Raw genomic sequence first — 25,033 nt, 5'->3', positions numbered from 1 at the left:
ACCCCGATTGCAAATCGGGGTTAGCGGGGTTATATTCCAACTGCTTAGTAATTAGTAGCCTAGCATCATTGGCAGCTGTGACTTACACCTATGGTTCATTTTGTATAACTCCTCGTAGTACATTAGAGATGAATATTTATTCACAATGAATTGTTGGCCGTGGATCAAGACGAATTTTGATTTGAAAATTGTAGTCTTGTCTTCAATGAGAGTATTCACAATCTTTAATTCAGGATATTGTTCTCCTAAGTTGTTCCACAGCATTTCGATTGAGATGTTAGCTTTGATCTCAGCTAATTCGTTGTTGATCTCTGTAATCCTTTCGTGGTATTTAGAAGAAGCAACTACATTCATCAAGAACTCGAAGCCTTCCATTTCTGCTACTAGCTCGTAAGATTCACCTTCTGCATGTGATAGTATTGGAATGCCTCCTATTTCATGGCTATTTCCAATGATAAGGCCTCCAAAATATCCATCAACAATCAAACCTTCGCTTCTTAAATATTCAGAATCTTCTTTGTCGATCAACATTGTTAAAAATGAAGGTTAAAAGAATAATACGTATTTACATACAACTCACTCCCGCTCATCGCTCACCCCAATTTGTAATCGGGGTGGTATCACCTAGCGTTTGCAACCGGGGCGCGCAGCCGCGAATAAAAACTACTCCACCATCACCTTCCGACCTCCCGAATAGCTGCGGTACTGGCCGAGGTACATGGCGTCGGCGGAGGCGGGGCCTACCGCAAAGTTACCTTTCGATACCACCCGTACCTGATAGTAGAAGTGCTGCTCGCGCTCGGTGGCGGTGGTGAAGTAGTGGATGCGGTCGTCGCGGATGTCGAAGTAGTCGGGTAGAGCAGCGTTCTTTATCCAGGGCATGTCGCGGGGCTCGGTCAGGCGTGGGTTTTCTACTTCAAAGGCCGCCGGTAGCAGATCCGTTACCACTACGTTTTCAATGGGTAGCCCTGTTGTACTTACCACGCTCAGCTTCACCACCAGGAGGTCGTTCTGACGGAGGGTACCCGCTGGGCGACCGTCGCGCGTCAGGTACTGGCGGCGTACCCGCAGACCCTGGTCCTCCTCGGTGTAGGTACCCGTAGCGCTGATGCCTTCCGTCTGCGCAAACCAGTACAGGTCACCCTGCCCCTGCGTCCGGACCGTCAGCTTCTGTCCGGCCATTCCTTTCTCCAGTGATAGCTCCTTTCCATCAAATGTACCCACGGGCTTTCCGTTAGCCAGTGCCGTGGCCGTGACGGTAGAGTTGGCGGTCTTTTTAGCCACCTTACCCAAAGCGAGTACTGCGAAAGCCGCCTCCTGCGTATTGAGGAACGCTGCTGACTGCACTGCCTGCGAGAGCTGCCGCGCCAGTAGGGGTACCTGCAGGTTGTCACGGTCGGTTTCGAGCAGGGTATTCAGCACCAGTGCGAGGTTGCGCAGGGGTGAGGAGTAGCTGTCGTTGGTGGCAGCGATACCGTTGGCCTCAGCCGTGTATTTTCTAGGTACCAATGCAGCCTGGCTGCGGGTGTCGCCGGTGAGCTGGAAGGCCCCGGCCAGTACGTAGCAGGCATCGGTGGTCAGCAGAGCGGGGTTCTGCTTGTAGTAGTTCATGGCCGAGCGGTTGGGGCGGCCCGTGAGCGCCAGCACGTACAGGGAGTAGATGCTCTCGCGGCTGGCCACCACCTTACGTACCTGACTCCCGTCTTCAGTTTCTATACGTGTTTCCTTAGTAGCCGGGGTACCGGTTTTGGTGGTGAGGTAGTCGAGGGCGCGGCTGAAACTGGCTTCGTTGATTTCAAATCCGGCGCGGCGGGCTTCTTCCAGGAAGTGGACGGCGTAGGCCGTTACCCACCAGTCCGCCTCAGTAGCGCCGGGCCAGAGGGCGTAGCCGCCGTTGTACAATTGCTGCGACTCCGCCTGACGGATGGCTTGCTGTACGTTCGTGACCGGGTTGAAGTCGCTCTCGCCCCGGCTGACCAGGTATACCGGCGTTTTGGCCATAACTTTGGTCAGGTCCGCAAAATAGATTTGGGGGAAGGCCCTGGAGATAGATTGCTCCAGGCAGCCATAGGGGTACCCCAGTAGCGTAGCCAGCGCTTTGCCGCTGGTCTGTACCATCGGCGAGCGGCTCAGGACCACCTGACTGCGGGCGGTGCCGGGTATAAAAGGGTTGGTGAGTCCGATGGTACCCGCTTGTCCGCCCGCTATGACGCCCGACTGGCTGGTCTTGAGCAGGGGAGAAGCGGGCCGGATGGTCAGCTCGGTTTCCTGCACAAAGGTTTCACCAAATGCATTGACCTTCACCAGTACCTTACCCGTACCCATAGCTGTACCGGCCTTGATGCGGAAGGTAGTACGTACCTCCTGACCCGCGGGCACGGGCAGTGTGCTTTTGGCCTGCTCTATCGCGCTCAGCGGACCACTCAGTGCCAGGGTAGTGGTAACGGCGGTGTTGCTGGTGGTTGTATTGCTGATATTGACGGGAAGTACCAGCTCGTCGCCGGGGCTCAGGAAGCGGGGGACTCCCGCACTGATGACCACCGGGTCGGATACTTTCATGTTGGTCGAGGCCGAGCCGAAGGCGTTGCCCTTATAGGCCACCGCCATCACGCGCAGGTCGCCACTGAATTGGGGGATGTTAACGTCAAACTGGGCTTCGCCGCTGCTGTTGGTGGTCAGGATGCCGCTCCAGAACGTGACGAGCTGGGTGCGGCCGTTGCTCAGCGGATTGATGCGTCGCTCGAGGTCGTAGCCGTCGCCCCCGGTGCTGGACGTACCAGAGAAGTTCAGCTCGGGGAACAGGAACGCGTACAGGTCGTGGCTGTTAACCTCCAGCGCCCGTTTCTGATAAAAGTACCCATGGATGTCGGGCGTCCTAAAATTCTTGATTTGTAAGATACCCTCATCCACCACGGCCAGCGTCACCTGCGTATTCGGTTCGGTCCGGACGCGGATGCGCTGGGTCATTTTGGAGCGGGACTGCGCCACCGCCGTGAGCTGTACGTCCAGGTGCCGGTCGGGGGCCTCTACCTGAATGGGCGCAAAGCCGTGCGCTACCGTAAGGGGAAGCTGCGAAGCATCGAGCGGACGAATGAGCGTAGCCGTCACGTACACGTTGGGCAGGTACTGGTCGGAGAGCTTGATGGTGAGTTCAGCGGCTTTCTTCTGGGTCTGAATAATATGCTGCTCCAGTACCTTGTCGCGCTCCACGGTCACCAGCAGTCGTCCGTCAAAGGGTGTCTTGAAGAGTACCTTGGCCGTTTCGCCCACCCGGTACTTCTCCTTATCCACCTCCATAAGTACCCGGCCCTCGTTGCTCACCTCAAAGGAAGAATACTCGGTAAAGCCGTAGCCATAGGCGAAAAACTTGGACACCGCATAGTGGGCAGCCCCCGGCCGACGTACCCGTACTTCGTACTCGCCGGAGACGGTAGGTACATAGCGGAAGGTTTCGCGGCCGGAGTTGAGGTTTAGTGATTTTGAGAATACTACCTTCTCCCGCTTGCGCGAAGTATAGCGTAGCTCCTCGTTTTGCTTCTCGACCACGGTCTGGTACTCGAGCCGCACTACCTCCACGGTGGCGTTGGCTCCTTTTTTGAGCTGTCCGGCTTTGTCTACGGCTATGACCTCTACCGGAGCCGGGGCATTCACGCCCACGTAACTATTGGCCAGGCGAATGCCGTAAAATGTCGGTTGCGTCACTACCTCGTAGCGATGCAGGCGGTTGACGGCGCGGCCGTTCTCATCAAAGACCGTGACGTAGATTTTCCCTTCCAGTACTCCTATGTCCTTATAGCCGGGCGGTAGTACAAAAGCCTCCGTGGCCTGCCCCTGCGCGTTGGTGACGCCCTGGCGCTGCTCGCGCTCAAAACTGGTTTCGGCGGGAATGTCGAAGCTGAACTCGGGGAAGGCGGGAGCTGTAAAGCCTTTACGCTTGAGCTGCGACTCCATCTCGTAGGTTCGGTTAGCGGCGGGTGGACCGAAGAGGTTCAGGGCGGTGGCGGTGAGGCTGACCGTCTGGCCGGAGGTGTATTCTTTCCGGGCACCGCTCAGGTCCACCTTGATGCGGTCGGGCATGAACTCCTCCACACTCACCGACTGCGAGGCCAGCAGTACCTCGTTGGCGTTGTACACTTCCAGCGTGTAGGTACCGGTGAGGGCGGCGGCATCCATCGGTACGGTGGTTTCCACCGCGCCCTGTGCATTGGTACTCTTGCGCCAGCTGCGGTACTCGCGGCCGTTGGGTGTCACCAGGCGTATTTTCAGCGGAATGTTGTCGGCGCTTTGCCAGTTCTGGGTACGTACTACCGTATTGAAGTGCAGCGTTTCGCCCGGACGGTACATATCACGCTCGCCGTAGATAAAGGCCTGCAGACCGGAAGGATTGTCCCTTGCCCCTTCCACCTCAAAGCGCGAGGTCTCGACGCGGGTATCCTGCAGCAGGAGGTAGTTAAAGTCGTCTTTGGTGTGGGCGGTAATGAGTGCCATCTGAAAGCCGGGCGCTTTTTCGCTCAGCTTCTCTATGTGAGCTACGCCGTCGCCGTTGGTCTCGACGGTATAGACCGACTGGTTGTTGCTGCTTACCAGCGTCACCTCCACACCCGCCAGTGGCTCGGTGGTTTTGATAGAATTGGCAAAAATCCACAGCTCGTCCTTCCCCTGCTTGGCAATGAGGCCAATATCCGACACCGATACCAGCTTCGTTGAGCCCAGGTACGCCTCCTCCTTGGAATGTACAGACACCAGGTACACGCCCCGGCGTTCGTTGTGGTCGGGCAGGGCGATGTTCAGGGCAGAGATGCCCTTGCTGCGGGGCAGGTTTTCGGTTTCGACGGTCTTGTCCACTACGATATCCGAGTACAGGCCCTGCTCGTCGGCGCTGTAGTTATAGGTACCTGTAGGCTGCCACTGCTCATTTTGGTAGTCGTACTCCTCAAAGCGGTTGGTCCGGACGAAGTTCAGGATGTTGTTCTCATATACCTTTGCGATGCGCACCTGTACCTTCGGCACGTTCACGATCTGTACCCCAATGTTCTTAGAGCCTTTGGGAGTAAGGTAAATGGCTTTTTTGTTAGCGAATGAGATACCCGCGGGCATTTTCCCAAAGAACAGATCACGCGAAACTTCCTCTTCCAGCTTTGGCCCCAGTACCCCCTGCAGCCCCGTAGTAAGCGCCAGCACGTAGGTATCCGTTTCGTTAAATTCACCCCGGATGAGGAAGCCGTTTTCGGTTGGCTCGGTGTGGGTGGCGAGGGTGGGCGTGAGGCTGAATCCGCTTTCCAGACTTTCGGGAGCCAGTTCCTGGGTAGTGATGACGCGGATGTACCCCTGATTATTTTCAAAGCCCGTCTGGACGTCGGCTACCTCCAGCTGCAAAGGGGAGGGCAGGCTGGTGGTCTGCTCGAGGGGTTCGGAGGTGGTGTAGTTAGCGGTAGTGGTTTTAAGTCCTTTTTCTACCCTCACTGTTAGGGAGAGCGGGTTCGGGTCGGCGCTGCCGGTGTTGGTCAGGGCTATGGTCACAGTACGGCCGTCGGAGGAGGGAAGTACCTTAAAGTCCATCGCCGCATCGCGCAGGCTGAGGCGGAGCCGTTCGGCTACGGCTTGGGTTTCTACGGGATAGTTGAAGGAGAGGCGGAGCCGGGCTTCGGGGCGGCCACTCTCGCGGGAGCGCGTCCACCAGCTCTGGGTTTCGATGAGCTGCAGAAATGGTGAATGGAAGGCTATAGCCTCGTCGGCTACCTTGTATTTTTCTTCCTGGGCAGCGTGCTTGAGTAGCTGGTCGGTGAGGTGGGCCTTGTAGGTAGTGGCCGCACCGAAGGTAGCCGTGGGTGAAAATACCAACTCGTTAGGGGCCGTCCACCGGAACTTACCGCGTACCGCCGGTTCAAACTGTACGTACTGCGTGGAGTCCCACCCATTGAGCTGGCTCTCCCGCACCAGGTCTTTGTTGAAGGTGAATACCAGATTCTGCGAAAGCTTGACTTCGTCCGTAAAGTTCGTCCCCACCACCCTTACCTCATTCCACGACGCACAACTATGGATCAGCAGGCCCACCAGCGCGGTGAGCAGGAAGGAGGCAACGGCCGTATACCTTTTCATGACGAAAATCTTGATAAAGAAGGATGAGGAACAATGATAGTTTGGTACTAACGAAGTAGTGGTGGAAGTTAGCTATTTCTCTGTCAGAAAAATAAATAGCCGTCCCATTTTTACAGAAGAGCGGCTTTTTATAAAAATGGTTGGAAGCAGATACTACTGGGTAGGTGTCACCTTCACCGTGGTCTGTGTCCCCACAGACTTACTGTTTATAAAGAGAGCTCCGAAAGATTTTCCCTATAAATTCATTCTTAAAGATGCCAAGTGGAAGATGTTGATTCTTCACAAGTGCTTAGTTCAGTACCTTGTAAATATCTGTGGGGACACAGACCAGAGATTAGTGATTAAGATGTAAACACTCTAATTTTATCCGTAACTGAAACCGAAAGTACTACCGCGTAGGCGTCATCTGTACCGAGGCTACCTTCCAGCTACCGCCCTGCCTCACGGATACAACGGTAAATACAACTTCGGTGTCAAAGCCACGGTTCTGGAAGGTACCTCTTACCTGCCAGGTACCATTCGTCACGGCCGCCTCGCCATAGGTACGGGTCTGTAGGCTGTATATAGATCCTGCATCAATTACTATAAAACCCCCGGCCAGCGACTGGGCCAGGGTACCTCCGTCTATGATCTTCCCATCAAAACTTACGATACCAAAGTCCGGCGTAAGCAGCCTGCTCAGGGTGGTCGCATCTTCCTCCAGCAGCGCGTTGAAAAAGAGGTTCGCGCTGGTGGTAGGGTCATAGGCAGGGGCGCCTCCTGACTGGGCGTAGGCGCGGAGGATGCTTAGTAAGAACAGAGCGATAAAAAGTGTCTTTTTCATCTTAAAAATCAGAGAGTTTGATAGTAGCCGGACCAACATGATGATCTTTAGAAAGTAATCTGCAGAAAAGCGCCCGCAGGTCAAAACATTTTAGAAGATGTTTTAGTAAAAGGTATGTCATGAAATGCTTCTAATCAGTATTTTAGTATTAGTTCAGATTGATATTGATACGTGCCTATGAAACAAACTTTACGCGTCTTCTTTTTGGTGGTAGGTAGTGTAACACTAGGCATGGCACAAAGCCCCTGGCGGCTGAGTACCTCTTTGGGACCTTCCGTATCACTCAACCGGCTCTACTCCGACAAACCCATTCCTTCCGGACAGTTTGAAGCGCCCAATCGGGTGGGGGCAGCATTTGACCTCTCGGCGGAACGGAGCCTCACGCCGCACCTGTCGCTTCGGCTGGGCGTACGTACCGCCAACCTCAAGGTAGGTACCCGTACCAGCTTTATTTACCGTGACTCCACCGGTACCATCAGTGGCTGGGGGCGTAATAACGGCTATACGCAGTTTTCGCCGGCTAACCTCAATGTGGGCCTGACCTACAACTCACGCCTCTTCTGGCGACGCTTCATCCTGAACGGCGGCGTAGACGCTAGTCTGATCGTTAACCGGTACGATGGCTTCGTACGCGAGCGCACCAACCGCATGACTGACGGCTACTGGCCGGGCGACGTATATAACTATGAGCTGGTAAGCGCCCATACCCGCAACAATGGCTTTGCCTTTACCCTGCGGGGAGGTCTGGACTACAAGATAGGCCAGTACCGTGCCTTGACGCTGCAGTTCCTGTATAACAACGGCCTCCGCGACCTGTTCCGTATCTCGACCCGCGAGCTGGACCTAAATGGCATCAAGTACAAGGCCAACGTTGTGAGCCGGGGGAGCTTTGCCTCGCTGCAGGTCGGGTACAAGCAAAGCCTGAACTGGAAGCAGAAGGGTAACTTCCTAACACCCTATAATGTAGCCATTCCGACCCGGCGCAACGCTAACTGGGCCGACTTCAAGACCGGGTCGACTATGGTAGGTTTTTCGGGAGTAGCCATACCGTACCAGACCGGGGGGAGCTTTGCCAACGTAGCACTTAAAGGGGGACACTTCGTAACGGATCGGGTACTGGTTGGAGCGGTAGGCTTTGGTGCTTATTCAACCATAGTACCTATCGATGCGCCCCTGCGGGGCTGGGCGGTGGGGCCCATGGCGCGGTACCACATTAGTACTACGGCTTTCTCGCCCTTTGTGGAGGCTTCTTACCTCATAGGTCAGGAAACCGGCGACAATTACCGGCACGCCTGGCAGTTCATCGCTTTTATGCCGGGTGTCAGCATCCGCCTGAGCCGCCACCTGAAAGCCGATGTAGGTGTATACATGCTACGGCCTACCTACCCGACGGCTGATAACGGTGTCGTATCGCTGCCGCAGTTAGGGTTGCACTACTCCTGGTAGTGGGCTACAGTTTCTTGACCACAATCCATACATCCGAGTTACGACCCTTGTCGTCGCTGCACGAGATTTTGACCCGGCCCGGCGGCGGACTGATAAAGACCGCCTCGCCGGGCGAGCTACGCTGATGCAGGCGATCGTTAACGTACCAGTATACTTCCTGCACATCATTGGCAGCCTGGCAGCTTAGCTGGAGCTGTTGAGCCTCGCCGACCGGTAAGTAATATTCACTATCGGCATTGGGGCTTACAATAAGTGGTGCCCCCTTGCCAAATACCCGTTCGCAGGCCGGGTGGTGCGGAGGCAGCTTCTCGTAAGGTACCTTCTTGCTTTCGTAGTAGGCAATCAGCTCCGGCGCGAGGTTGGGGAAGGATTGACTGATGTACCCCTGCTCAGGTAGGCAGTGAGTGCAATAGGTACTTTTGTGGGCGGCATCGGTAAAGGCCCAGCGCCGGTGCTGGCAACGCCGGTAGGGTGATACGCCCATAATGTAGTAGTCAACTATTTTATTCTCACAAAATTCATCCGGAATATCGCCGCTGGCGGCGCACACGGTTCTAGAGGCCAGATTAGCCGAAGGATGGTACCATCCCCGGGGCGAGTTGTAGTCCAGCGTATTAAAGATATCGAACAGCAGCGGCGTAGCGATGGTAGCTCCACTTAGCTCCGGTACCCCTTCCCCCGAAAAGTTGCCTACCCATACTCCTACGGTATACCGGCGGTTGTAGCCCACGCTCCAGGCATCGCGCTTGCCGTAGGAGGTACCCGTTTTCCAGGCGATGCGCGGCAGGTGGTACGTGTGGTCAAAATTAGTGGGCAGGTCGGGGCGGACCACCTGCGTCAGTACATTGGTGATCAGGAAGGAGGCTTCAGAGGATGTAAGCGCTTCGCCCCGGGTAGTATCTGCATCGGTCAGATAACGCAGCGGGCGGAACTGACCATCGTGGGCAAAGGCCGCAAAAAGTTGGGTCAGCTCTTCCAACGTAACACCGCAACCGCCCAGGATCAGCGACAGCCCCAGGTCCCGTGCCTGCTTATGTACCGTCCGGAACTGTGCCTTCCGGAGTTGCTCCACCAGCGTGGAGGTATGCAGATCTTTCAGGACTTTGACGGCCGGTATATTCAGCGAATTGGCCAAGGCGAACTCCACCGTGACAGGCCCATTGAACCGCTGGTCGAAGTTCTCGGGTTCGTAGCCGCCGAAGTTGGTAGGTACATCATTCAGGACCGACTTGGGCGTCAGCAGCCCCTTATCAAAAGCCGTGGCATACAGCAGGGGCTTGAGGGTACTTCCCGGCGAGCGCACCGCCCGCACCCCATCCACTTGGCCTCCATCGAATGGATTGTTAAAATCCGCCGACCCTACGTAGGCCTCTACGGCTCCGGTCTGATTATTCACCACTACCACCGCCGCGTTATGGATGTTGAGCGACCGGAGGCGATTGACGTAGTTCCGTACCAGCGTCTCGGTCTGGGCCTGTCGCTGGGGGTGTACAGTGGTATGAATTACCGGTTGTCCCGGCTGCTCCCGTTTTAGCCGCCACGCCAGGTGTGGGGCCCGGCGCGGGGGCTGGAGCCGACGTACATGCAGCGGCTCATTTAGCGCATCTTCAATGGTACTCTTTTCAAACAGTGCTTCTTTCTCAAACTGCCGCAGCCAGCGGTTGCGCTCCTCACGCAGCCGGGTATTATGCCGGCCGGGCTGCAGGCTCGACGGGCGGTTGGGTACTATGGTCAGGGCGGTGATCTCGGCCAGGCTCAGGAGCTGCGGAGGCTTACCGAAGTAGAGCAGCGAGGCAGCTTTGATGCCCTCGATATTTCCACCGTAGGGTACCAGGTTGAGGTACAGCTGCAGGATTTCATCTTTGGAGTAGTGCCATTCCAGCTGCAGGGCCCGTATTACTTCTATTAGCTTGCTGGTATAGGTACGATGCCGTGGCTCGAGTAGTCGTACTACCTGCATGGTAATGGTAGAGGCGCCGGAAGTACGGCGTCCGGTTAGGAGGTTACGCAGTGCAGCCCGCCCCATCGCCAGCAGATTCACACCCGGGTGGTAGTAGAAGTACTTATCTTCTTTATAAATAAGGGTCTTACGCAGCAGGGGTGTCAACTCAGATAGCTGGGTGTAGAGGCGCCACTTGTCGTCGGGGCTCAGGAACGCGTGCAGGAGGGTACCATCCGCCGCGGTGATTTGGGTAGAGTAGGACACAGCCGGACGGAACGGGAACATCCTATCAGCTACAACCACAAGCAGTAGCACTGTCAGCAACGCCCACAGGATGCGGGAGCGCAGCCACTGGTTGGTCCGAAGCAAGTACCCGGGTTTCAATGGTCAGAGAGGATGAGTAGTTGGTGAAGGTAACGCCACAAATCCACAATTCTATTTGTCTCTATTCGGAAAATTTATCTATTTCCCCTTTTATTCCTACTCAAGCTAAACCCAACTACTAACATGTCCAAATACGTTGCCGCTATTGACCAGGGTACCACTAGCACCCGCTGTATTCTTTTTGACCGTCAGGGAAACATTATCTCGGTGGGACAGAAAGAACACGAGCAGATTTATCCCAAGCCGGGCTGGGTGGAGCATAATCCCGACGAAATCTGGAAGAATACCCTCGAAGTGATAGCCCTGGCGCGTATCAAGGCCTCGGCTACCTCGTCGGACATAGCGGCCATTGGTATCACCAACCAGCGCGAGACCACCGTCGTCTGGAACCGCCGTACCGGTAAGCCCTACTACAACGCCCTGGTGTGGCAGGATACCCGGACAGGTGACCTGGTGACCCAGTACGAAAAGGAAGGCGGACTGAACCAGTTCCGGGAGAAGACGGGGCTACCTGTCTCTACCTACTTTAGTAGCCTCAAACTAAAATGGCTGCTGGATAACGTGGAGGGAGTACGCGAGGATGCCGAACGGGGTGATGCCCTCTTTGGTACCATGGATACCTTCGTCATCTGGCACCTGTCGGGTGGCGCGCGGGGAGGCATTCATGTCACGGACGTAACCAACGCCAGCCGTACCCAGCTTATGAATCTGCGTACCCTGCAGTGGGATGATGATATGCTAGCTACGTACGGGGTACCTAAGGCCATGCTACCTACCATCCGGAGCAGCAGTGAGGTATACGGTGAGGTGTCGTCGGAGGTACTGCCTGGGGTACCCATAGCCGGTATCCTGGGTGACCAGCACGCCGCGCTGGTGGGGCAGACTTGCTTTGAGCCCGGTATGGCTAAGAATACCTACGGTACGGGTTGCTTTATGGTGATGAATACCGGGGATGAATTGAAAATGTCTGAAAACGGCCTCCTGACTACCATCGCCTATAAGTTTGGGGACCAGCCGGTGCAGTACGCGCTGGAAGGAAGTATCGCCATAGCCGGTGCGCTGGTACAGTGGGTGCGGGACAACCTGGGACTTATTAAGAAGAGTAGCGATATCGAACCCCTGGCCAAAACCGTGGAAGATAACGGGGGGGCTTACTGTGTGCCCGCGTTCTCCGGCTTGTACGCTCCCTACTGGCGCAATGACGCCCGCGGTATCATAGCCGGACTTACCCGCTACGTAAACAAAGGACATATAGCCCGGGCGGTACTGGAGGCCACAGCCTACCAGACCCTGGATGTAGTCAATGCCATGGAGCAGGACTCGGGTATTGAACTGAAGTCGCTCCGGGTAGATGGTGGTATGGTGGCTAATCAGTTGCTGATGCAGTTCCAGGCCGATATGCTGGGAGCACCCGTAGTAGCACCCGCCGTAGCCGAAACCACCGCCCTGGGTGCCGCCTATGCCGCCGGACTGGCTGTTGGCTATTGGGAAGGCCTCGACGATCTACGCCGCAACTGGTCGGTGGCGCATACCTGGGAGCCTGCTATGAGCGAAGAAAAACGCGCCGAGCTACACCGGGGCTGGAGTAAAGCGGTTACGAAATCGTTCGGGTGGATGGATTAAAGCACCTTACGTTGGGCTATCTGCTGGCTAACCCGTAACTTCGCGGCACATTTACCAAAATAGCTTCGTATGCATACCCTCATTCTAAAAAAGCCGCTGGCTTTTTTTGACCTTGAAACCACTGGAATTAATGTAATACGCGACAGAATAGTAGAGATATCCGTGGTGAAGGCACTGCCAAATGGTGAACTGGATATACGTACGCATCGGGTAAATCCGGAGATGCCTATACCCGTGGAGTCAAGCATGATCCACGGTATCTACGACGAAGACGTAAAAGATTGCCCTACTTTCAAGGGCATTGCCAAGAGTATCGCGGCTTTTCTGGAGGGATGTGATCTGGCGGGCTTTAACAGCAACCGCTTCGATGTGCCTCTCCTCATGGAAGAGTTTCTGCGGGTGGGGGTAGACTTTGATGTAAAGGGACGCCGACTGGTGGATGCCCAGCGCATCTTTCACCTGATGGAACCCCGTAGTCTGTCCGCTGCCTATAAGTTTTACTGCGGAAAAGAACTGACTGACGCCCATACGGCCGAAGCAGATGCCATGGCCACCTACGAAGTACTCAACGCACAGATCGCCCGTTATGCCGGCGTAAAGATCAAGGATGACAAGGGAAAGGAAATAGAGCCGGTTCAGAATGATATAGAAATATTACATAATCTGACTGCTACCCGCTCCGTCGATTTTGCCGGACGAATGATATATAATGATAAGGGCGAAGAAGTATTTAACTTTGGGAAACATAGCGGCAAGCGGGTATTTGATGTGCTCAAAGAAGAGCCTTACTTTTACGATTGGATGTTAAAGGGAGAATTTCCGCTGGATACAAAGCGTAAACTGACGGAAATAAAGCTAAGAGCCCTTACTCAAAGATAGAATTATCCGTGGATAAGTATTGAGTAAGTAGGAATTATGAGTAGTTTTGTCCAAATTTTCATGGTGAATACGAAGCTAAGAAAAATACAATAATGGAACCCTCGATGTTGCAGATGCCGGCTATACCGGAAATTATTCAGCTTATTCCTTTAAAAAATTACCTCATACTCAGTACAGCCCTGTTCGTCATTGGTATTATTGGGGTACTTACCCGACGCAACGCCATTGTTATTTTTATGTCCATTGAGCTGATGCTTAATGCAGCCAACTTGCTCCTGATTGCTTTCTCTTCCTATAAATCTGATCCGGCCGGACAGGTTTTCGTATTCTTCATTATGGCCGTAGCTGCCGCGGAGGTAGCGGTAGGTCTGGCTATTATCGTAATGATCTATCGGAATACCCGGACGACGGATGTTGGTTTCCTTAACAAACTAAAATGGTGATCTGGCTATTGTAGCATCGGTAAATTGGAATTTTACGGATAACAGATAGCGACTAACCTCTCTATATTCTCTTTAAACTTTATGTCTGCTTCTTTACTCATTCTGATACCTCTCCTTCCCTTAATAGGTTTTCTTATTAATGGTATCGGATTTCGTCGCGTCCCAAAAGGGGCCGTGGGAGTGATTGGTTCGCTGGCTGCTCTGGGTAGCTTTGCGGTGTCAGTGGCCGTACTAAGTGCATTCAAAGCGGCCGGTAGCGAGCCGCAGGTCGTATCGCTCTTTGACTGGATTACCGTCGGGAACCTCAACATTCCTTTCTCCTTCCAGATCGACCAGCTATCGTTACTGATGTTGATGATCGTAACCGGGGTAGGTTCTCTGATCCACATTTACTCCATCGGCTACATGAAGCACGATGAAGGGTTTGGTAAGTTCTTCGCTTTCCTGAACCTCTTCCTTTTCTTCATGCTGCTGCTCGTAATGGGCTCCAACTATGTGATCATGTTCATTGGCTGGGAAGGGGTAGGTCTCTGTTCGTACCTGCTGATCGGCTTCTGGAACACCAATACCAACTACAACAACGCTGCCCGCAAAGCCTTCATCATGAACCGTATCGGTGACCTGGGCTTCCTGTTGGGTATCTTTACTATTATCGCCACCTTCGGCTCGGTTGAGTACACCGAGGTATTCAGTCAGGCTACGGGACTTTCAATAGGTGATCCTGTAGTAGTTACGATTACGCTTCTGCTCTTTGTGGGGGCAATGGGTAAGTCGGCGCAGATTCCCCTCTTTACCTGGCTACCCGACGCGATGGCGGGTCCTACGCCGGTATCGGCCCTGATTCACGCCGCTACCATGGTGACGGCGGGTATCTATATGGTGATCCGTTCCAATGTGCTTTATTCTCTGGCGCCGTTTACACTGGAAGTTATTTCTATCGTAGGTATAGCCACGGTTTTACTGGCCGCTTCCATTGGTCTGCTGCAGAACGATATTAAGAAAGTACTGGCCTACTCAACGGTGAGTCAGCTGGGCTATATGTTTGTGGCTCTCGGCGTGATGGCTTACTCGGCCTCTATGTTCCATGTTATTACGCACGCTTTCTTTAAGGCCCTGCTCTTCCTCGGAGCCGGTAGCGTGATTCATGCCATGTCCGATGAGCAGGATATCCGCTCGATGGGTGGTCTGCGCAAGAAGCTTCCTATTACTTTCCTTACCTTCCTGATCGGTACCATCGCTATTGCGGGTATTCCTCCGTTTGCAGGTTTCTTCTCAAAGGATGAGATCCTGGCGCATGCCTATGAGCACAACAAGCTGCTGTGGGCACTGGGTGTATTAGGTTCTCTGATGACCTCATTCTATATGTTCCGCCTCCTATTCCTGACGTTCTTCGGCCAGTTCCGCGGTACGCATGAGCAGGAGCACCATTTGCACGAGTCACCGGCTGCCATGACCATACCCCTGGTTATCCTGGCTATTTTCTCGGCCGTAGGTGGATTTATGGGCGTACCCGAAGCACTGGGAGGTACCCACCAACTAGCAGAGTTTATGAGCCCTCTGTATGAGGGAGCGCGTCAGGTCAATCCCGAAGCATTTGCGGCTACTACCCTGAGTCATTCCGAAGAATTCATGCTGATGGGTATATCAGTAGCTGCGGCTCTGATCGCTGCTATTGCTGCCTATGTAATGTATGTCAGCCGTAACTCAGTACCGGCTCCCGATACCGCGGAGCGCTCGTCACTGGAGCGTCTGGTGTATAACAAGTACTACGTAGATGAACTGTACAATGGCGTATTTGTGAAACCCATCGCCGGACTATCAAACCTGCTGTACAGCTTTGGTGAATTCTTCATTGACCTGATCGTACTGGGTACAGGACGTCTGGTAAAAGGAGTGTCGGGGCAACTACGTCAAACGCAGACGGGCTCGGTTGGCTACTACATATTTGCGATGGTAGTAGGTATCGTGGCGATTTTATTCTGGAACCTGCTGATTCGTTAAAATACTTTTCGATAAAGAACAAGATTTAAACTCATGTTTACTCTCCTTCTTATACTTATACCTGTTCTTACAGGAGTACTTACACTAAGCTTCGGCGGGCGTAATGCCAGGCAGCTGGCCCTGCTTGGGGCAGTAGCTGAGCTGGCTGTCGCTCTGGTGGTGTGGATGCAGTTTGATCCGGTGGGCGGTCAGCAATTTGGTTTCAAGTACGACTGGATCAAGTCGGCGGGTATTACCCTGGGAGCCAGCATCGATGGTATCAGCATGTTGCTGGTACTGCTGACTACTTTCCTGACGCCGCTGATCGTACTGTCTACCTTTGGTCACGACTATCGTAATGCTCCCGCTTTCTACTCGCTGATCCTTTTTATGGAAGCGGCGCTGGTAGGCGTATTCACCGCTACCGATGCATTCCTGTTCTACCTGTTCTTCGAAGCGGCGCTGATACCGGTGTACTTCCTGTCGGCCCTGTGGGGAGGAGAGAACCGCCTGAAGGTAACTTTCAAGTTCTTTATCTATACCATCTTCGGTAGCTTGTTCATGCTGGTGGCGTTTGTGTACCTGTACTTCCAGACGCCCGGTACGCATACGTCTGAGATTGCTGCCTTCTACAACCTACAGCTTGATCCTGCTGTCCAAGGTTGGGTATTCTGGGGCTTATTTATAGCCTTTGCGATCAAGATGCCGATATTCCCGTTCCATACGTGGCAGCCTGATACCTACACCGAGTCGCCTACTCCGGCTACTATGTTGCTGGCGGGTATTATGCTGAAAATGGGGGTATACGGGTTGATTCGTTTGTTGCTTCCTATCGCACCAATGGCTCTGGAAGACTGGGGCGCGGTAGCGATCGTACTGTCGGTAATAGGTATTGTATATGGCTCGATCATCGCCATCAAGCAGCGAGATATGAAGCGCTTGGTTGCCTATTCATCCTTTGCGCACGTAGGACTGATGTCCGCCGGTGTGTTCTCTACAACATTATATGGTCTGCAGGGAGCTCTGATTCAGATGCTGGCGCACGGGATCAACGTGGTAGGTATGTTCTTTATCATTGAGATCATATTCTCCCGTACTAAGACCCGCAACCTTGATCACCTGGGAGGTATTACGAAGAATACCCCACAGCTGACGGTGTTCTTTTTGATCCTGCTGCTGGGTAGCGTAGCCCTGCCACTGACCAATGCCTTTGTGGGTGAATTCCTGCTGCTGGCGGGGGTGTACCAGTACAATGGCTGGCTGGGTGCCATAGCCGGACTCACCATTATTCTGGGAGCGGTGTACATGCTGCGTCTTTTCCAGAAGTCGATGTTTGGTCCCCGTGGGGAGGTTGCTGAGCGCTTTGCCGATCTTACCATGAGCGAGCGGGCGGTACTGATACCCCTGGTTGCTATGGTTTTCTGGATTGGGATTTATCCATCTACTTTCCTGAGCATAACCGAACCTACCGTAAGTCAATTACTACGTTTCATTAATGGTTAATAAGGGCTGACGGTGGTACACCGGCCTGACGACTAACGACTCTATAAACATTATGTATCCTATTATACTGTTGTCCGTTCTTGGTATCGTGGTCCTGTTTCTGGGATTTATGAAATCGAAGAACATCTTATTACCCGCGACACTGCTATTCCTGGCCCTGGCTCTGGGCAGCAACTTTATTGACTGGAATCAGGGGCCGCTGCTGTACTTCTACGGTATGTTCTCGGTAACTAATCTTACCCTGGCCTTCAACGCGATTGTTCTGATATCTGCCTTCCTGATCGTAGCTATGACCAGAGGCTTTCAGGATGATGAAGAAGCACAGCCGGCGGAGTACTACGGCATTATGCTGTTTTCGCTGGTAGGCGCCATTATGATCATCGGCTACGAGCACCTCATTATCTTCTTTGTAGGAATCGAGATTCTTTCGGTGGCCATGTACATCCTTACCGGAAGCGATAAGCGTAATCTTCGCTCCAACGAGGCTTCACTCAAGTACTTCCTGATGGGGGCTTTCGCGACGGGTATTATGCTGTTCGGTATCGCTTTGCTATACGGTGCTACCGGTGCATTCAGCCTGACGGGTATTCGCGGATTTGTGAGTACTGCCGCCGGAGCCCAATCCTATATCCTGTACGCCGGATTGCTGCTGCTGTTGATCGGTATGCTCTTCAAAGTGTCGGCGGCTCCTTTTCACTTCTGGACCCCCGATGTATACGATGGAGCACCTTCCATCTTTACTACGTTCATGTCTACTATCGTCAAGACAGCCGGTTTTGCGGCTATCTTCCGCCTGCTGTCTCACTCGTTCGCAGGTATCTACGACTTCTGGTACATCACGCTGGCGGTTATTACGGTACTGACCTTGTTCGTGGGTAATGTGGTGGCGGTATATCAGGATAGCTTTAAGCGTATGATGGCTTACTCGAGCATATCACATGCTGGGTACCTGCTCATCGCATTGACGGCCCTAACGGCTCAGACTGAACGGTCTATCCTGTTTTACTCGATGGCTTACTCGGTAGCTACCATTAGCGCCTTTGGCGTACTGATGCTGATCGCCAAGGAGAAGTCACTGGATGGCCGTCCCAATGAGAGCTACGATGCTTTTAACGGCCTTGCTAAGCAGAACCCGCTCCTGGCCTTCGTACTGACGGTATCGATGCTGTCGCTGGCGGGTATACCGCTAACAGCCGGCTTCTGGGGTAAGTTCTTTGTATTCAGCAGCGCCGCTGATCGTGGGCTGATATGGATGCTGGTAGTGGCCGTGCTGATGTCGGCGGTAGGTATTTACTACTACTTTCGGGTCGTAATAGCCTCTTATATGAAAGAAGGTAATACGGGTAAGATTCGCGTGGCTCCCTTTTATCAAATCGTACTGGTGGCAGCTACGGTCATTACTATACTGTTTGGTCTGGCTCCGGGCTTTTTCGAACAGCTTCTCTAATCGTCTTATAGTTCACTCATCGTTATATATCATACACAAAGAGGCGGCTGGATATCCAGCCGCCTCTCTTTTTGACATTGATCTACCAGACTAAGTAGTCTTACACGTTCATCAGGGACTCACGACGACGCATCTTACCGGCCGGTATACCGAACATCATCTTGAAGCGGCGGCAGAAGTAAGCAGTGTCTTTGTATCCTACATCAGCACCGATCGCACGAATACTCTTCTTGGAAGTACGGAGCAGGTCAACGGCTTTTTCCATACGCTGATACTCGATGTAGTCCTGAGGGTTGATACCCGTCAGCATCTTGAAGTACTGCCCTACATAGTCCTCCGATACGTTGGCCACGTTAGCCAGTACCTTATTTGACAAATCACCACCCAGGTTATCCTTGATATAGGCAAAGATATCGATCAGACGGGGATCTTTGAAATAGGTACTGTTGGTAACGAGCTGCTCAACGAATAGCTTGTTCTTTAAGATATAGCGGATAATCTCAATGACTACCTCTTCGGTCTTAATCTTGATCACGCGTCCCTTACCTGGGGTATCGGTCATTTCCTCACCCAATACCTGATTGATGGTAGCGGCCATGTTATCATCGCGCTTGATCAGGAAAGGAGGGATATCCAGCGAAGTAAAGAAGTTAACGGTATCGAAAACTTTTGCCTCAAACGATATCAGACCAAATGAGTTAGATATCTGGCCGATCATCGATGGATCGTGACTAGCCTCAAAGTAGTTGTCACGATTGGTCATAAACTCCTCGTTAGATACAGTCTTGGCCAGAGCGGCGTTACCGTACGTAACCGTAGCGTGCTTACCCCCGGGGATAAACAGCATATCACCCATCTCTACTTTCTGGGGTTCGTCGGTCCCAAACGACACTTCCCCATCGTACAAAATCGTGAGTGAGTTCTGTACATCATAAAAGTTTTTGATTGTAATGGGCTGCAAAATGCGGATGTGCCGAGCCCTTACAAACTTCACCCCAAGGGATTCAATAATCTTGTTGTAATCTTCCATGACATGTATTTTAGAGGCATGTGTTAGCCTTGTAAATCTAATTTTGTACAAATCTAATAAATTGTACAAAACTAATACAAGGATCGATATAGCGAAAATAAAAAAAAAGTACACGATTCTACCTACAAATTGTGCACTTTTTTTAGAAAATTTCGATAAACGGTTGCACAGCCCTATTTCAGGAGCTCTCTGGCTATGACTATTTTTTGTATTTCTGATGTACCTTCGTATATCTGAGTAATTTTGGCATCCCGCATGAGCCTTTCCACGTGATATTCCTTTACATAGCCGTAGCCACCGTGAACCTGTACCGCCTCGGTTGTTACCCACATGGCTACGTCCGAAGCATAAAGCTTGGCCATGGCCGCTTCCTTCACAAATTCCTTGCCTTCATCTTTCAGCCGGGCCGCCTTATAGACTAGTAGCCGGGCCGCTTCGATGCGTGTGGCCATTTCGGCCAGTTTGAACTGTATAGCCTGGTGTTCAAAAATAGGCTTGGCGAAAGTCTTGCGCTGCAGGGAGTAAGCCAGAGCAAGCTCATAGGCACCGGCAGCTATGCCCAAAGCTTGGGCCGCTATGCCGATACGCCCGCCGTTGAGGGTACTCATGGCAAATTTAAATCCCATCCCGTCTTCACCAATCCGGTTCTCCTTGGGGACCTTGACATCCGTAAACATCAGGGAGTGCGTATCCGAAGCCCTGATACCCATTTTATCTTCTTTTTTACCCACCGAGAATCCTTCCATACCTTTTTCCACAATCAGGCAGTTAATGCCCTTATGGCGCTTCTCGGGGTACGTCTGCGCCATGACCAGGTAGATGGAGGCCGTGTTGCCGTTGGTGATCCAGTTTTTGGTGCCGTTGAGCAGGTAGTAGTCTCCTTTATCTTCGGCGGTAGTATGCTGTGAAGTGGCATCGGAGCCGGCTTCAGGCTCCGAGAGGCAGAAAGCACCTACTACTTCACCCGCTGCCAGTCGGGTCAGGTATTTCTGTTTCTGGTCTTCATTCCCGTACTTTTCCAGTCCCCAGCACACCAGCGAGTTATTGACGGACATGATAACGGAAGCCGATGCATCTACCTTGGATAGCTCTTCAATAGCGATGGCATACGAAACGGTATCCATACCTCCTCCTCCGTACTCAGGAGAAACCATCATGCCCATAAAGCCCAGGTCACCCATGCGGCGGAGCAGGGTAGGGTCAAACTTCTGTACATCATCACGCTCTATCACACCGGGTAACAGTTCATTCTGTGCAAAATCACGCGCGGCCTCCTGTACAGCTTTATGTTCTTCACTGAGATTAAAGTCCATACCGGTCCACTCTGCAGTCATATCCATATTGTTAAGTCTGATTATTGATGAAGTGATAACTAAAATTATTCGATTTTGATAAAGTGTGCAAGCATACTGTGACTGGTGGTTTGTTCTATTTAGGAGGTAAGAAGTGGTAAGGTCGCAGACTGATAGGCCCGTACCTAACTAAAACAGCCACAGGATAAATAAATTGGGTACTATTTGGCATATTAAAAGTCTGCCTTAGCTTTGCAGCACTTTTATTCCAGTCTTTGTAAATGAAGCAAGTACAAACGATCTTTTCCTTGTCAGAGCAGTACTACCGGCTGTGTCAATGGATAGAGGAAAAACTAGATACTCCCCACTGGCTTTTGTACCTGACTCTGTTCTGCGCGATTCTTTCCTGGTTTTTAGCAGTACCTCCTTACACCATTCTTGCCGGTGCAGATGCCTGGGCTTTTGTCAAGATTCAGGCTCAGGATATCCTGCATCCCTACGGTTATGAGGTGTACATCCGCCGCGAGAATATGGTTATGCGGTGGGTACTTCCGCTGCTGTCGTACCTGACCGGGCACAATGTTATTTTTATTGTGGTCATTCAGGGGTTGCTGGGCTGCGCTTTTCTGTACCTGATGGCCCGGGAGGTTTTCCAGCAAACGGCAGATAAAGTAGTAACGGCTTTTTTCGCCCTCGCCTTATCCAATATGTTTGTGTTCTCGTGGTTCTTGGTGGATATGGCTGGCTACGGCGATGGGTTCGCTTACTTTTTCCTGCTGCTGGCTCTGTTTGTCCGGAATCCGTTCCTGCTCTTTGTGTGCCTGCAGCTTGCCTTTTTTACGGATGAGCGCGCTATTGTAGCCGGAGGTTATGTTATTTTATGGTGGATGGCTCGTACCTTAGTGGCCCAAAAAGAGGCATCTACACTGGAATCGGTAGCAAAAAGTGCATTCATACCGGCAACCTGGGTTGTGATCAGCGCCTGGATCCTGTATTTTATCTTCCGGAGGTACATCATGAGCACCTACTTCTCCTTTCATGAGTATACTACCGAAGGTACACCGGTTCTCTTCGCGGATGACCACCGGGCGGGGCTGGGCAATAGCCTCTGGACTTCATTTGAGGGAGCTTGGCTACTATTGGGAGCAGCCGGTTATGTCCTGTACAAGGCCCAACAGCGTTGGTTGCTGGTAGCACTGCTGACAGGATTTCTGGTATTGATTACGACAGGAATATTTGTCCATGATATTGACCGGGCCTACGGATATGGTTTTCCTTTCCTGCTGATTAGTAGCCTGGTACTTGCCAAAATGGTACCTTTGCCCGAATACCGAAAGTTACTCTTTGTGATGGCTCTGATCTGTGTTATTCATCCTATGTGCTACACGCTGGGATACAATAAAGTAGTGTGGGCTGAACCACTTCCCTTGAAAGCAGTTATGTTTCTTGACAGATGGACCGGCTGGGGGTGGTTTAATTAACGTGTAAGTACCCGTTTGTTGTTTCGTTTGACTATAGTTTGATGATATGTCCATTCTTGATGTTTTTTATATAAAGTTACTTCTCAATATAGCTCTCACCATCGGCATAGTTTGGGTTGTTCGTCAGCAATCACTTTTTACTAAATGGCAAATCGAGCGGGATGGACTGGTATTCGTACTGGGATTTCTGCTGCTTCGACTCATACCCTGGATCGGCATCTTTCTTATAATCAATGAAGACCCGCGCGGCGATGTACCTTTCTTCTTCTACAAAGCCGAAGGAGCCAAAGCAGGTGGATTTGTCTACCGTGATTTCTGGTCGTATCATGCTCCTTTATATGCATATATCATAAGCCTGCCGCTCTGGCTATGGCATAATGCCCGCTCCATCGTACTGCTGATGGTGTTGATGGAAACGGCTATCGTGTGGCTTACCTACCGTACTTATAAAAGAGAGTCTAGTAATGCGTTACAGCTCACTTTTCTGTACTGGCTGTTGCCTGCCTCCTTTATGTATGTACTTGTTGATGGGCAGGAAGAGGTATGGTTCTGGGGAATAGCCCTGCTGATGCTGCGTCATGCGTATAAGCGTCCGGATAACTACGAAGTTGGTATAGGCCTGCTGTTTGCGCTGGCTCTGCTCACCATTAAAGTGACCTTCATATTCTTCCTGCCGCCCCTTCTCCTGATCGTGCGAAGACCTATTAAGATGCTGCTTGTCATGGCGGCGGTGGGACTACCGGTGCTGGCGTTTCTGTACTCCCAGATTGGCGACCTTTTCCTGATGCCTATTCAGCATACAGAGCAATTGATGACGCCCAATCTGTTTTCTATTTCCAGGCCTTTTATCGAGCTATTCTTTCGGGTAAATGAGAAAGAGTCGACCCTATTTAACTGGATTGGGCTCGTCTTTACGGTACTTATCCCGAGTTATATGGCTTACCGCAGCCGCGAGCGCCACGTAACAGAGACCTTACCGGGTCTGTTTGTGGCTTCTTTTGTATGTATGATGATATTTCAGGCCAGTGCTCCGGGCGCCTATATTATAGCGTACCTGATAGCCGTAGTGTTTGAACTGGTCGATGTACGTAAAACCAGGCACATCGGGGTACTACTGGCGGTGAGCTGGCTGACGGTGGTTCAGCCATTCGTATATGTATACTACGATCAGCCTCACTATACGAGCTTCGGTATGTTTGCCAATCCCATATTCATTCTGGAGTATGTACTGCAGATACTGAGTGTGGCTTGTTATTTCTGGTTCCTCAAGCAGGCGTATCGCAAAGTAGTTAAGCTCCCAATCCCGGTTCTGTCATGAGTATTATTCTGGCCAAAGTAGGCCTGAGTCTGGCTGCCCTGCTACTGGTGGGCCTGGTACTATACAAAAGAGCAGCCATTACCGAGTGGCTGAAATCCAGGGGAGCACTGACCCTTATGGTAGCAGGATGGATCCTGTTTCGTCTGCTTCCATTCCTGGCGGTATATACTATTGCGGGTTTTGAGCCAACCTCTGATGTGATCGGCTTCTGGAATATGGCCAGTGCCGCTGCGGCCGGCAAGGTAGTATATCGCGATTTCTGGTCGCCTTACTCCCCCTTTTACTCCTACTTCCTGGGCGCCGGGGCCAAGCTATGGTACAGCCCCCGGATGGTGGTGCTCATCATGACGCTGATGGATGGCGTAGCGCTGGCGCTTTCGTGGCTATTCTACCGCAATAGCCAGCCGAGGGAGGTACTTCTTTATAAAGCATTACTTTACCTGATCCTGCCCGGTTCGCTGATCTTGTGCGTGGTAGGAGCCCAGGAGGATGTATGGATGTGGTTGTTTGTGGTACTGGCCTGGCTGGTACGGCAGCGTACCCAAAGCGTCGTGGCGTATAGCCTGGTACTGGCGCTGGGGCTACTGATGACAAAGGCTATTTTTGTGCTCATTCTCGTCCCGCTATTCCTGCTCGAGACAGACAAGATCAGGATGCTGCTTACCCTCAGTGGGGTAGGTATTGTAACGCTGGCGATACTATACAGCCTGGTGGGCTGGGAATTTACCCAACCGATCGGGGAGGCCAGCGTACTGCGTGCTCCCAATGTCTTATCGGTGCTTAATCCCTGGGCGATGAATTCCATTGGGACGGGCGAAAAGTTCTGGAACTGGATTGGTCTGCTGGTATCGGTGGGGTTGGGTACCCTGGCTGCCTGGCGGCTGCGCGAGGCGCACTTCTACCAGATGCTTTCGTACGTGTGGGTAATTATATATGCAACTATGATGATCGTTCAGCAGAGCGCTTACAGTAACTATATTTTCTTATTTCTGCTCCCGCTGGTATTCTACATCATCAACTGGAAGGACAGAACGCAGGTAGGCTTGCTGCTGTTGTATAATCTGCTGTGCGTGGTACATCCTTCGTACTGGTGGCGGATGGGTATGCCCAAGTACCTGACTCCGGGTGATGTCTTTGCCTCTTCTGCTTTGCTTATTGATTACCTGATGCAGGCCGGTATAGTAGTACTGACGATCTATTTTATCTGGCTTTCCTTCCCCAAAAGAGCGACTATACAAGGCTAAAAGCTTTCTTTCCTTTCGACTAGCTACTCTTAAATTTCTGAGGAGGAAGTGGAGGTTATGGAGCGTACTCTTGTTACGTAATGACCGGAGGAATCATTT

The 25,033-nt window shown here is 52.2% G+C and carries 16 protein-coding genes; 10 read left to right on the top strand and 6 right to left on the bottom strand.

Translation table 11 applies throughout. The annotated features are described in order from the left end of the window. Positions 1 to 51: 51 nt before the first annotated feature. The 3 genes from JUB14_RS17395 to JUB14_RS17385 all read right to left on the bottom strand — a co-directional run bounded on the left by JUB14_RS17395 (position 52) and on the right by JUB14_RS17385 (position 6,922). Positions 52 to 531: a hypothetical protein gene (locus JUB14_RS17395; protein ID WP_207507778.1), complete on the bottom strand. Its 480-nt coding sequence runs from the start codon at positions 529 to 531 to the stop codon at positions 52 to 54. A 132-nt stretch (positions 532 to 663) separates the two neighbouring features. After that, positions 664 to 6,099 (bottom strand): alpha-2-macroglobulin family protein, encoded by a 5,436-nt coding sequence (locus tag JUB14_RS17390; protein ID WP_207507776.1) that lies wholly within the window; start codon positions 6,097 to 6,099, stop codon positions 664 to 666. A 388-nt stretch (positions 6,100 to 6,487) separates the two neighbouring features. Beyond that, positions 6,488 to 6,922 (bottom strand): nuclear transport factor 2 family protein, encoded by a 435-nt coding sequence (locus JUB14_RS17385; RefSeq protein WP_207507774.1) that lies wholly within the window; start codon positions 6,920 to 6,922, stop codon positions 6,488 to 6,490. A gap of 177 nt (positions 6,923 to 7,099) precedes the next feature. On the opposite strand from JUB14_RS17385, the gene JUB14_RS17380 reads away from it, so the two are divergent. Beyond that, the gene (locus tag JUB14_RS17380) at positions 7,100 to 8,368 is read left to right on the top strand and encodes a hypothetical protein (RefSeq protein ID WP_207507772.1); all 1,269 of its coding nucleotides are present in this window, start codon (positions 7,100 to 7,102) and stop codon (positions 8,366 to 8,368) included. Between the two features lie 4 nt (positions 8,369 to 8,372). Here the strand turns inward: JUB14_RS17380 and pbpC are convergent, their stop codons facing one another. After that, the gene (gene pbpC, locus JUB14_RS17375) at positions 8,373 to 10,679 is read right to left on the bottom strand and encodes a penicillin-binding protein 1C (RefSeq protein ID WP_510187063.1); all 2,307 of its coding nucleotides are present in this window, start codon (positions 10,677 to 10,679) and stop codon (positions 8,373 to 8,375) included. A gap of 138 nt (positions 10,680 to 10,817) precedes the next feature. On the opposite strand from pbpC, the gene glpK reads away from it, so the two are divergent. The 6 genes from glpK to JUB14_RS17345 all read left to right on the top strand — a co-directional run bounded on the left by glpK (position 10,818) and on the right by JUB14_RS17345 (position 18,569). Then, positions 10,818 to 12,317, top strand: coding sequence for a glycerol kinase GlpK (gene glpK / locus JUB14_RS17370; RefSeq protein ID WP_207507770.1), 1,500 nt, complete (start codon positions 10,818 to 10,820; stop codon positions 12,315 to 12,317). Positions 12,318 to 12,386: 69 nt separating this feature from the next. After that, positions 12,387 to 13,196 carry a 3'-5' exonuclease gene (locus tag JUB14_RS17365; RefSeq protein WP_207507768.1) on the top strand — a complete coding sequence of 270 codons (810 nt, stop codon included), beginning with the start codon at positions 12,387 to 12,389 and terminating at the stop codon, positions 13,194 to 13,196. 113 nt (positions 13,197 to 13,309) lie between these two features. After that, positions 13,310 to 13,639 carry an NADH-quinone oxidoreductase subunit NuoK gene (nuoK, locus tag JUB14_RS17360; RefSeq protein WP_207508101.1) on the top strand — a complete coding sequence of 110 codons (330 nt, stop codon included), beginning with the start codon at positions 13,310 to 13,312 and terminating at the stop codon, positions 13,637 to 13,639. An 81-nt stretch (positions 13,640 to 13,720) separates the two neighbouring features. Next, positions 13,721 to 15,640: an NADH-quinone oxidoreductase subunit L gene (nuoL, locus tag JUB14_RS17355; RefSeq protein ID WP_207507764.1), complete on the top strand. Its 1,920-nt coding sequence runs from the start codon at positions 13,721 to 13,723 to the stop codon at positions 15,638 to 15,640. A gap of 33 nt (positions 15,641 to 15,673) precedes the next feature. Beyond that, the gene (locus JUB14_RS17350) at positions 15,674 to 17,122 is read left to right on the top strand and encodes a complex I subunit 4 family protein (protein WP_207507761.1); all 1,449 of its coding nucleotides are present in this window, start codon (positions 15,674 to 15,676) and stop codon (positions 17,120 to 17,122) included. A gap of 52 nt (positions 17,123 to 17,174) precedes the next feature. Then, positions 17,175 to 18,569, top strand: a complete 1,395-nt coding sequence (locus JUB14_RS17345; protein ID WP_207507757.1) for an NADH-quinone oxidoreductase subunit N — start codon at positions 17,175 to 17,177, stop codon at positions 18,567 to 18,569. A gap of 100 nt (positions 18,570 to 18,669) precedes the next feature. On the opposite strand, the gene JUB14_RS17340 is transcribed toward JUB14_RS17345, so the two are convergent. Together JUB14_RS17340 and JUB14_RS17335 are read right to left on the bottom strand one after the other, a co-directional pair. After that, positions 18,670 to 19,599, bottom strand: coding sequence for an AraC family transcriptional regulator (locus JUB14_RS17340; protein ID WP_207507754.1), 930 nt, complete (start codon positions 19,597 to 19,599; stop codon positions 18,670 to 18,672). A 173-nt stretch (positions 19,600 to 19,772) separates the two neighbouring features. Continuing rightward, the gene (locus JUB14_RS17335; protein ID WP_207508099.1) at positions 19,773 to 20,912 is read right to left on the bottom strand and encodes an acyl-CoA dehydrogenase; all 1,140 of its coding nucleotides are present in this window, start codon (positions 20,910 to 20,912) and stop codon (positions 19,773 to 19,775) included. A gap of 260 nt (positions 20,913 to 21,172) precedes the next feature. Between JUB14_RS17335 and JUB14_RS17330 the strand changes: the two genes are divergently transcribed. Genes JUB14_RS17330 through JUB14_RS17320 form a run of 3 tightly spaced genes read left to right on the top strand, consistent with a single transcriptional unit; the run spans position 21,173 to position 24,934 of the window. Beyond that, on the top strand, positions 21,173 to 22,372 hold the full coding sequence (locus tag JUB14_RS17330; RefSeq protein WP_207507751.1) for a hypothetical protein: 1,200 nt from the start codon (positions 21,173 to 21,175) through the stop codon (positions 22,370 to 22,372). A 46-nt stretch (positions 22,373 to 22,418) separates the two neighbouring features. Then, positions 22,419 to 23,690, top strand: a complete 1,272-nt coding sequence (locus tag JUB14_RS17325; RefSeq protein ID WP_207507748.1) for a hypothetical protein — start codon at positions 22,419 to 22,421, stop codon at positions 23,688 to 23,690. Continuing rightward, entirely contained in the window at positions 23,687 to 24,934 is a 1,248-nt protein-coding gene (locus JUB14_RS17320) for a hypothetical protein (RefSeq protein WP_207507746.1), read from the top strand. The genes JUB14_RS17325 and JUB14_RS17320 overlap by 4 nt, the downstream gene beginning before the upstream one ends. The last annotated feature ends 99 nt before the right edge of the window (positions 24,935 to 25,033 follow it).

Source organism: Telluribacter humicola, assembly GCF_017355935.1.
In the GTDB taxonomy this organism is placed as follows: domain Bacteria; phylum Bacteroidota; class Bacteroidia; order Cytophagales; family Spirosomataceae; genus Telluribacter; species Telluribacter humicola.
This window is presented reverse-complemented; position numbering and strand designations above follow the sequence as displayed.

Bases quoted from the DNA above. Each gene is read 5' to 3' on its own strand.
- JUB14_RS17350 (WP_207507761.1), top strand. From the start codon at position 15,674: ATGTTTACTCTCCTTCTTATACTTATACCTGTTCTTACAGGAGTACTT.
- JUB14_RS17380 (WP_207507772.1), top strand. From the start codon at position 7,100: ATGAAACAAACTTTACGCGTCTTCTTTTTGGTGGTAGGTAGTGTAACA.
- JUB14_RS17390 (WP_207507776.1), bottom strand. From the start codon at position 6,099: ATGAAAAGGTATACGGCCGTTGCCTCCTTCCTGCTCACCGCGCTGGTG.
- JUB14_RS17385 (WP_207507774.1), bottom strand. From the start codon at position 6,922: ATGAAAAAGACACTTTTTATCGCTCTGTTCTTACTAAGCATCCTCCGC.
- glpK (WP_207507770.1), top strand. From the start codon at position 10,818: ATGTCCAAATACGTTGCCGCTATTGACCAGGGTACCACTAGCACCCGC.
- JUB14_RS17320 (WP_207507746.1), top strand. From the start codon at position 23,687: ATGAGTATTATTCTGGCCAAAGTAGGCCTGAGTCTGGCTGCCCTGCTA.
- JUB14_RS17345 (WP_207507757.1), top strand. From the start codon at position 17,175: ATGTATCCTATTATACTGTTGTCCGTTCTTGGTATCGTGGTCCTGTTT.
- nuoK (WP_207508101.1), top strand. From the start codon at position 13,310: ATGCCGGCTATACCGGAAATTATTCAGCTTATTCCTTTAAAAAATTAC.
- JUB14_RS17340 (WP_207507754.1), bottom strand. From the start codon at position 19,599: ATGGAAGATTACAACAAGATTATTGAATCCCTTGGGGTGAAGTTTGTA.
- JUB14_RS17330 (WP_207507751.1), top strand. From the start codon at position 21,173: ATGAAGCAAGTACAAACGATCTTTTCCTTGTCAGAGCAGTACTACCGG.
- JUB14_RS17325 (WP_207507748.1), top strand. From the start codon at position 22,419: ATGTCCATTCTTGATGTTTTTTATATAAAGTTACTTCTCAATATAGCT.
- JUB14_RS17395 (WP_207507778.1), bottom strand. From the start codon at position 531: ATGTTGATCGACAAAGAAGATTCTGAATATTTAAGAAGCGAAGGTTTG.
- nuoL (WP_207507764.1), top strand. From the start codon at position 13,721: ATGTCTGCTTCTTTACTCATTCTGATACCTCTCCTTCCCTTAATAGGT.
- JUB14_RS17365 (WP_207507768.1), top strand. From the start codon at position 12,387: ATGCATACCCTCATTCTAAAAAAGCCGCTGGCTTTTTTTGACCTTGAA.
- JUB14_RS17335 (WP_207508099.1), bottom strand. From the start codon at position 20,912: ATGGACTTTAATCTCAGTGAAGAACATAAAGCTGTACAGGAGGCCGCG.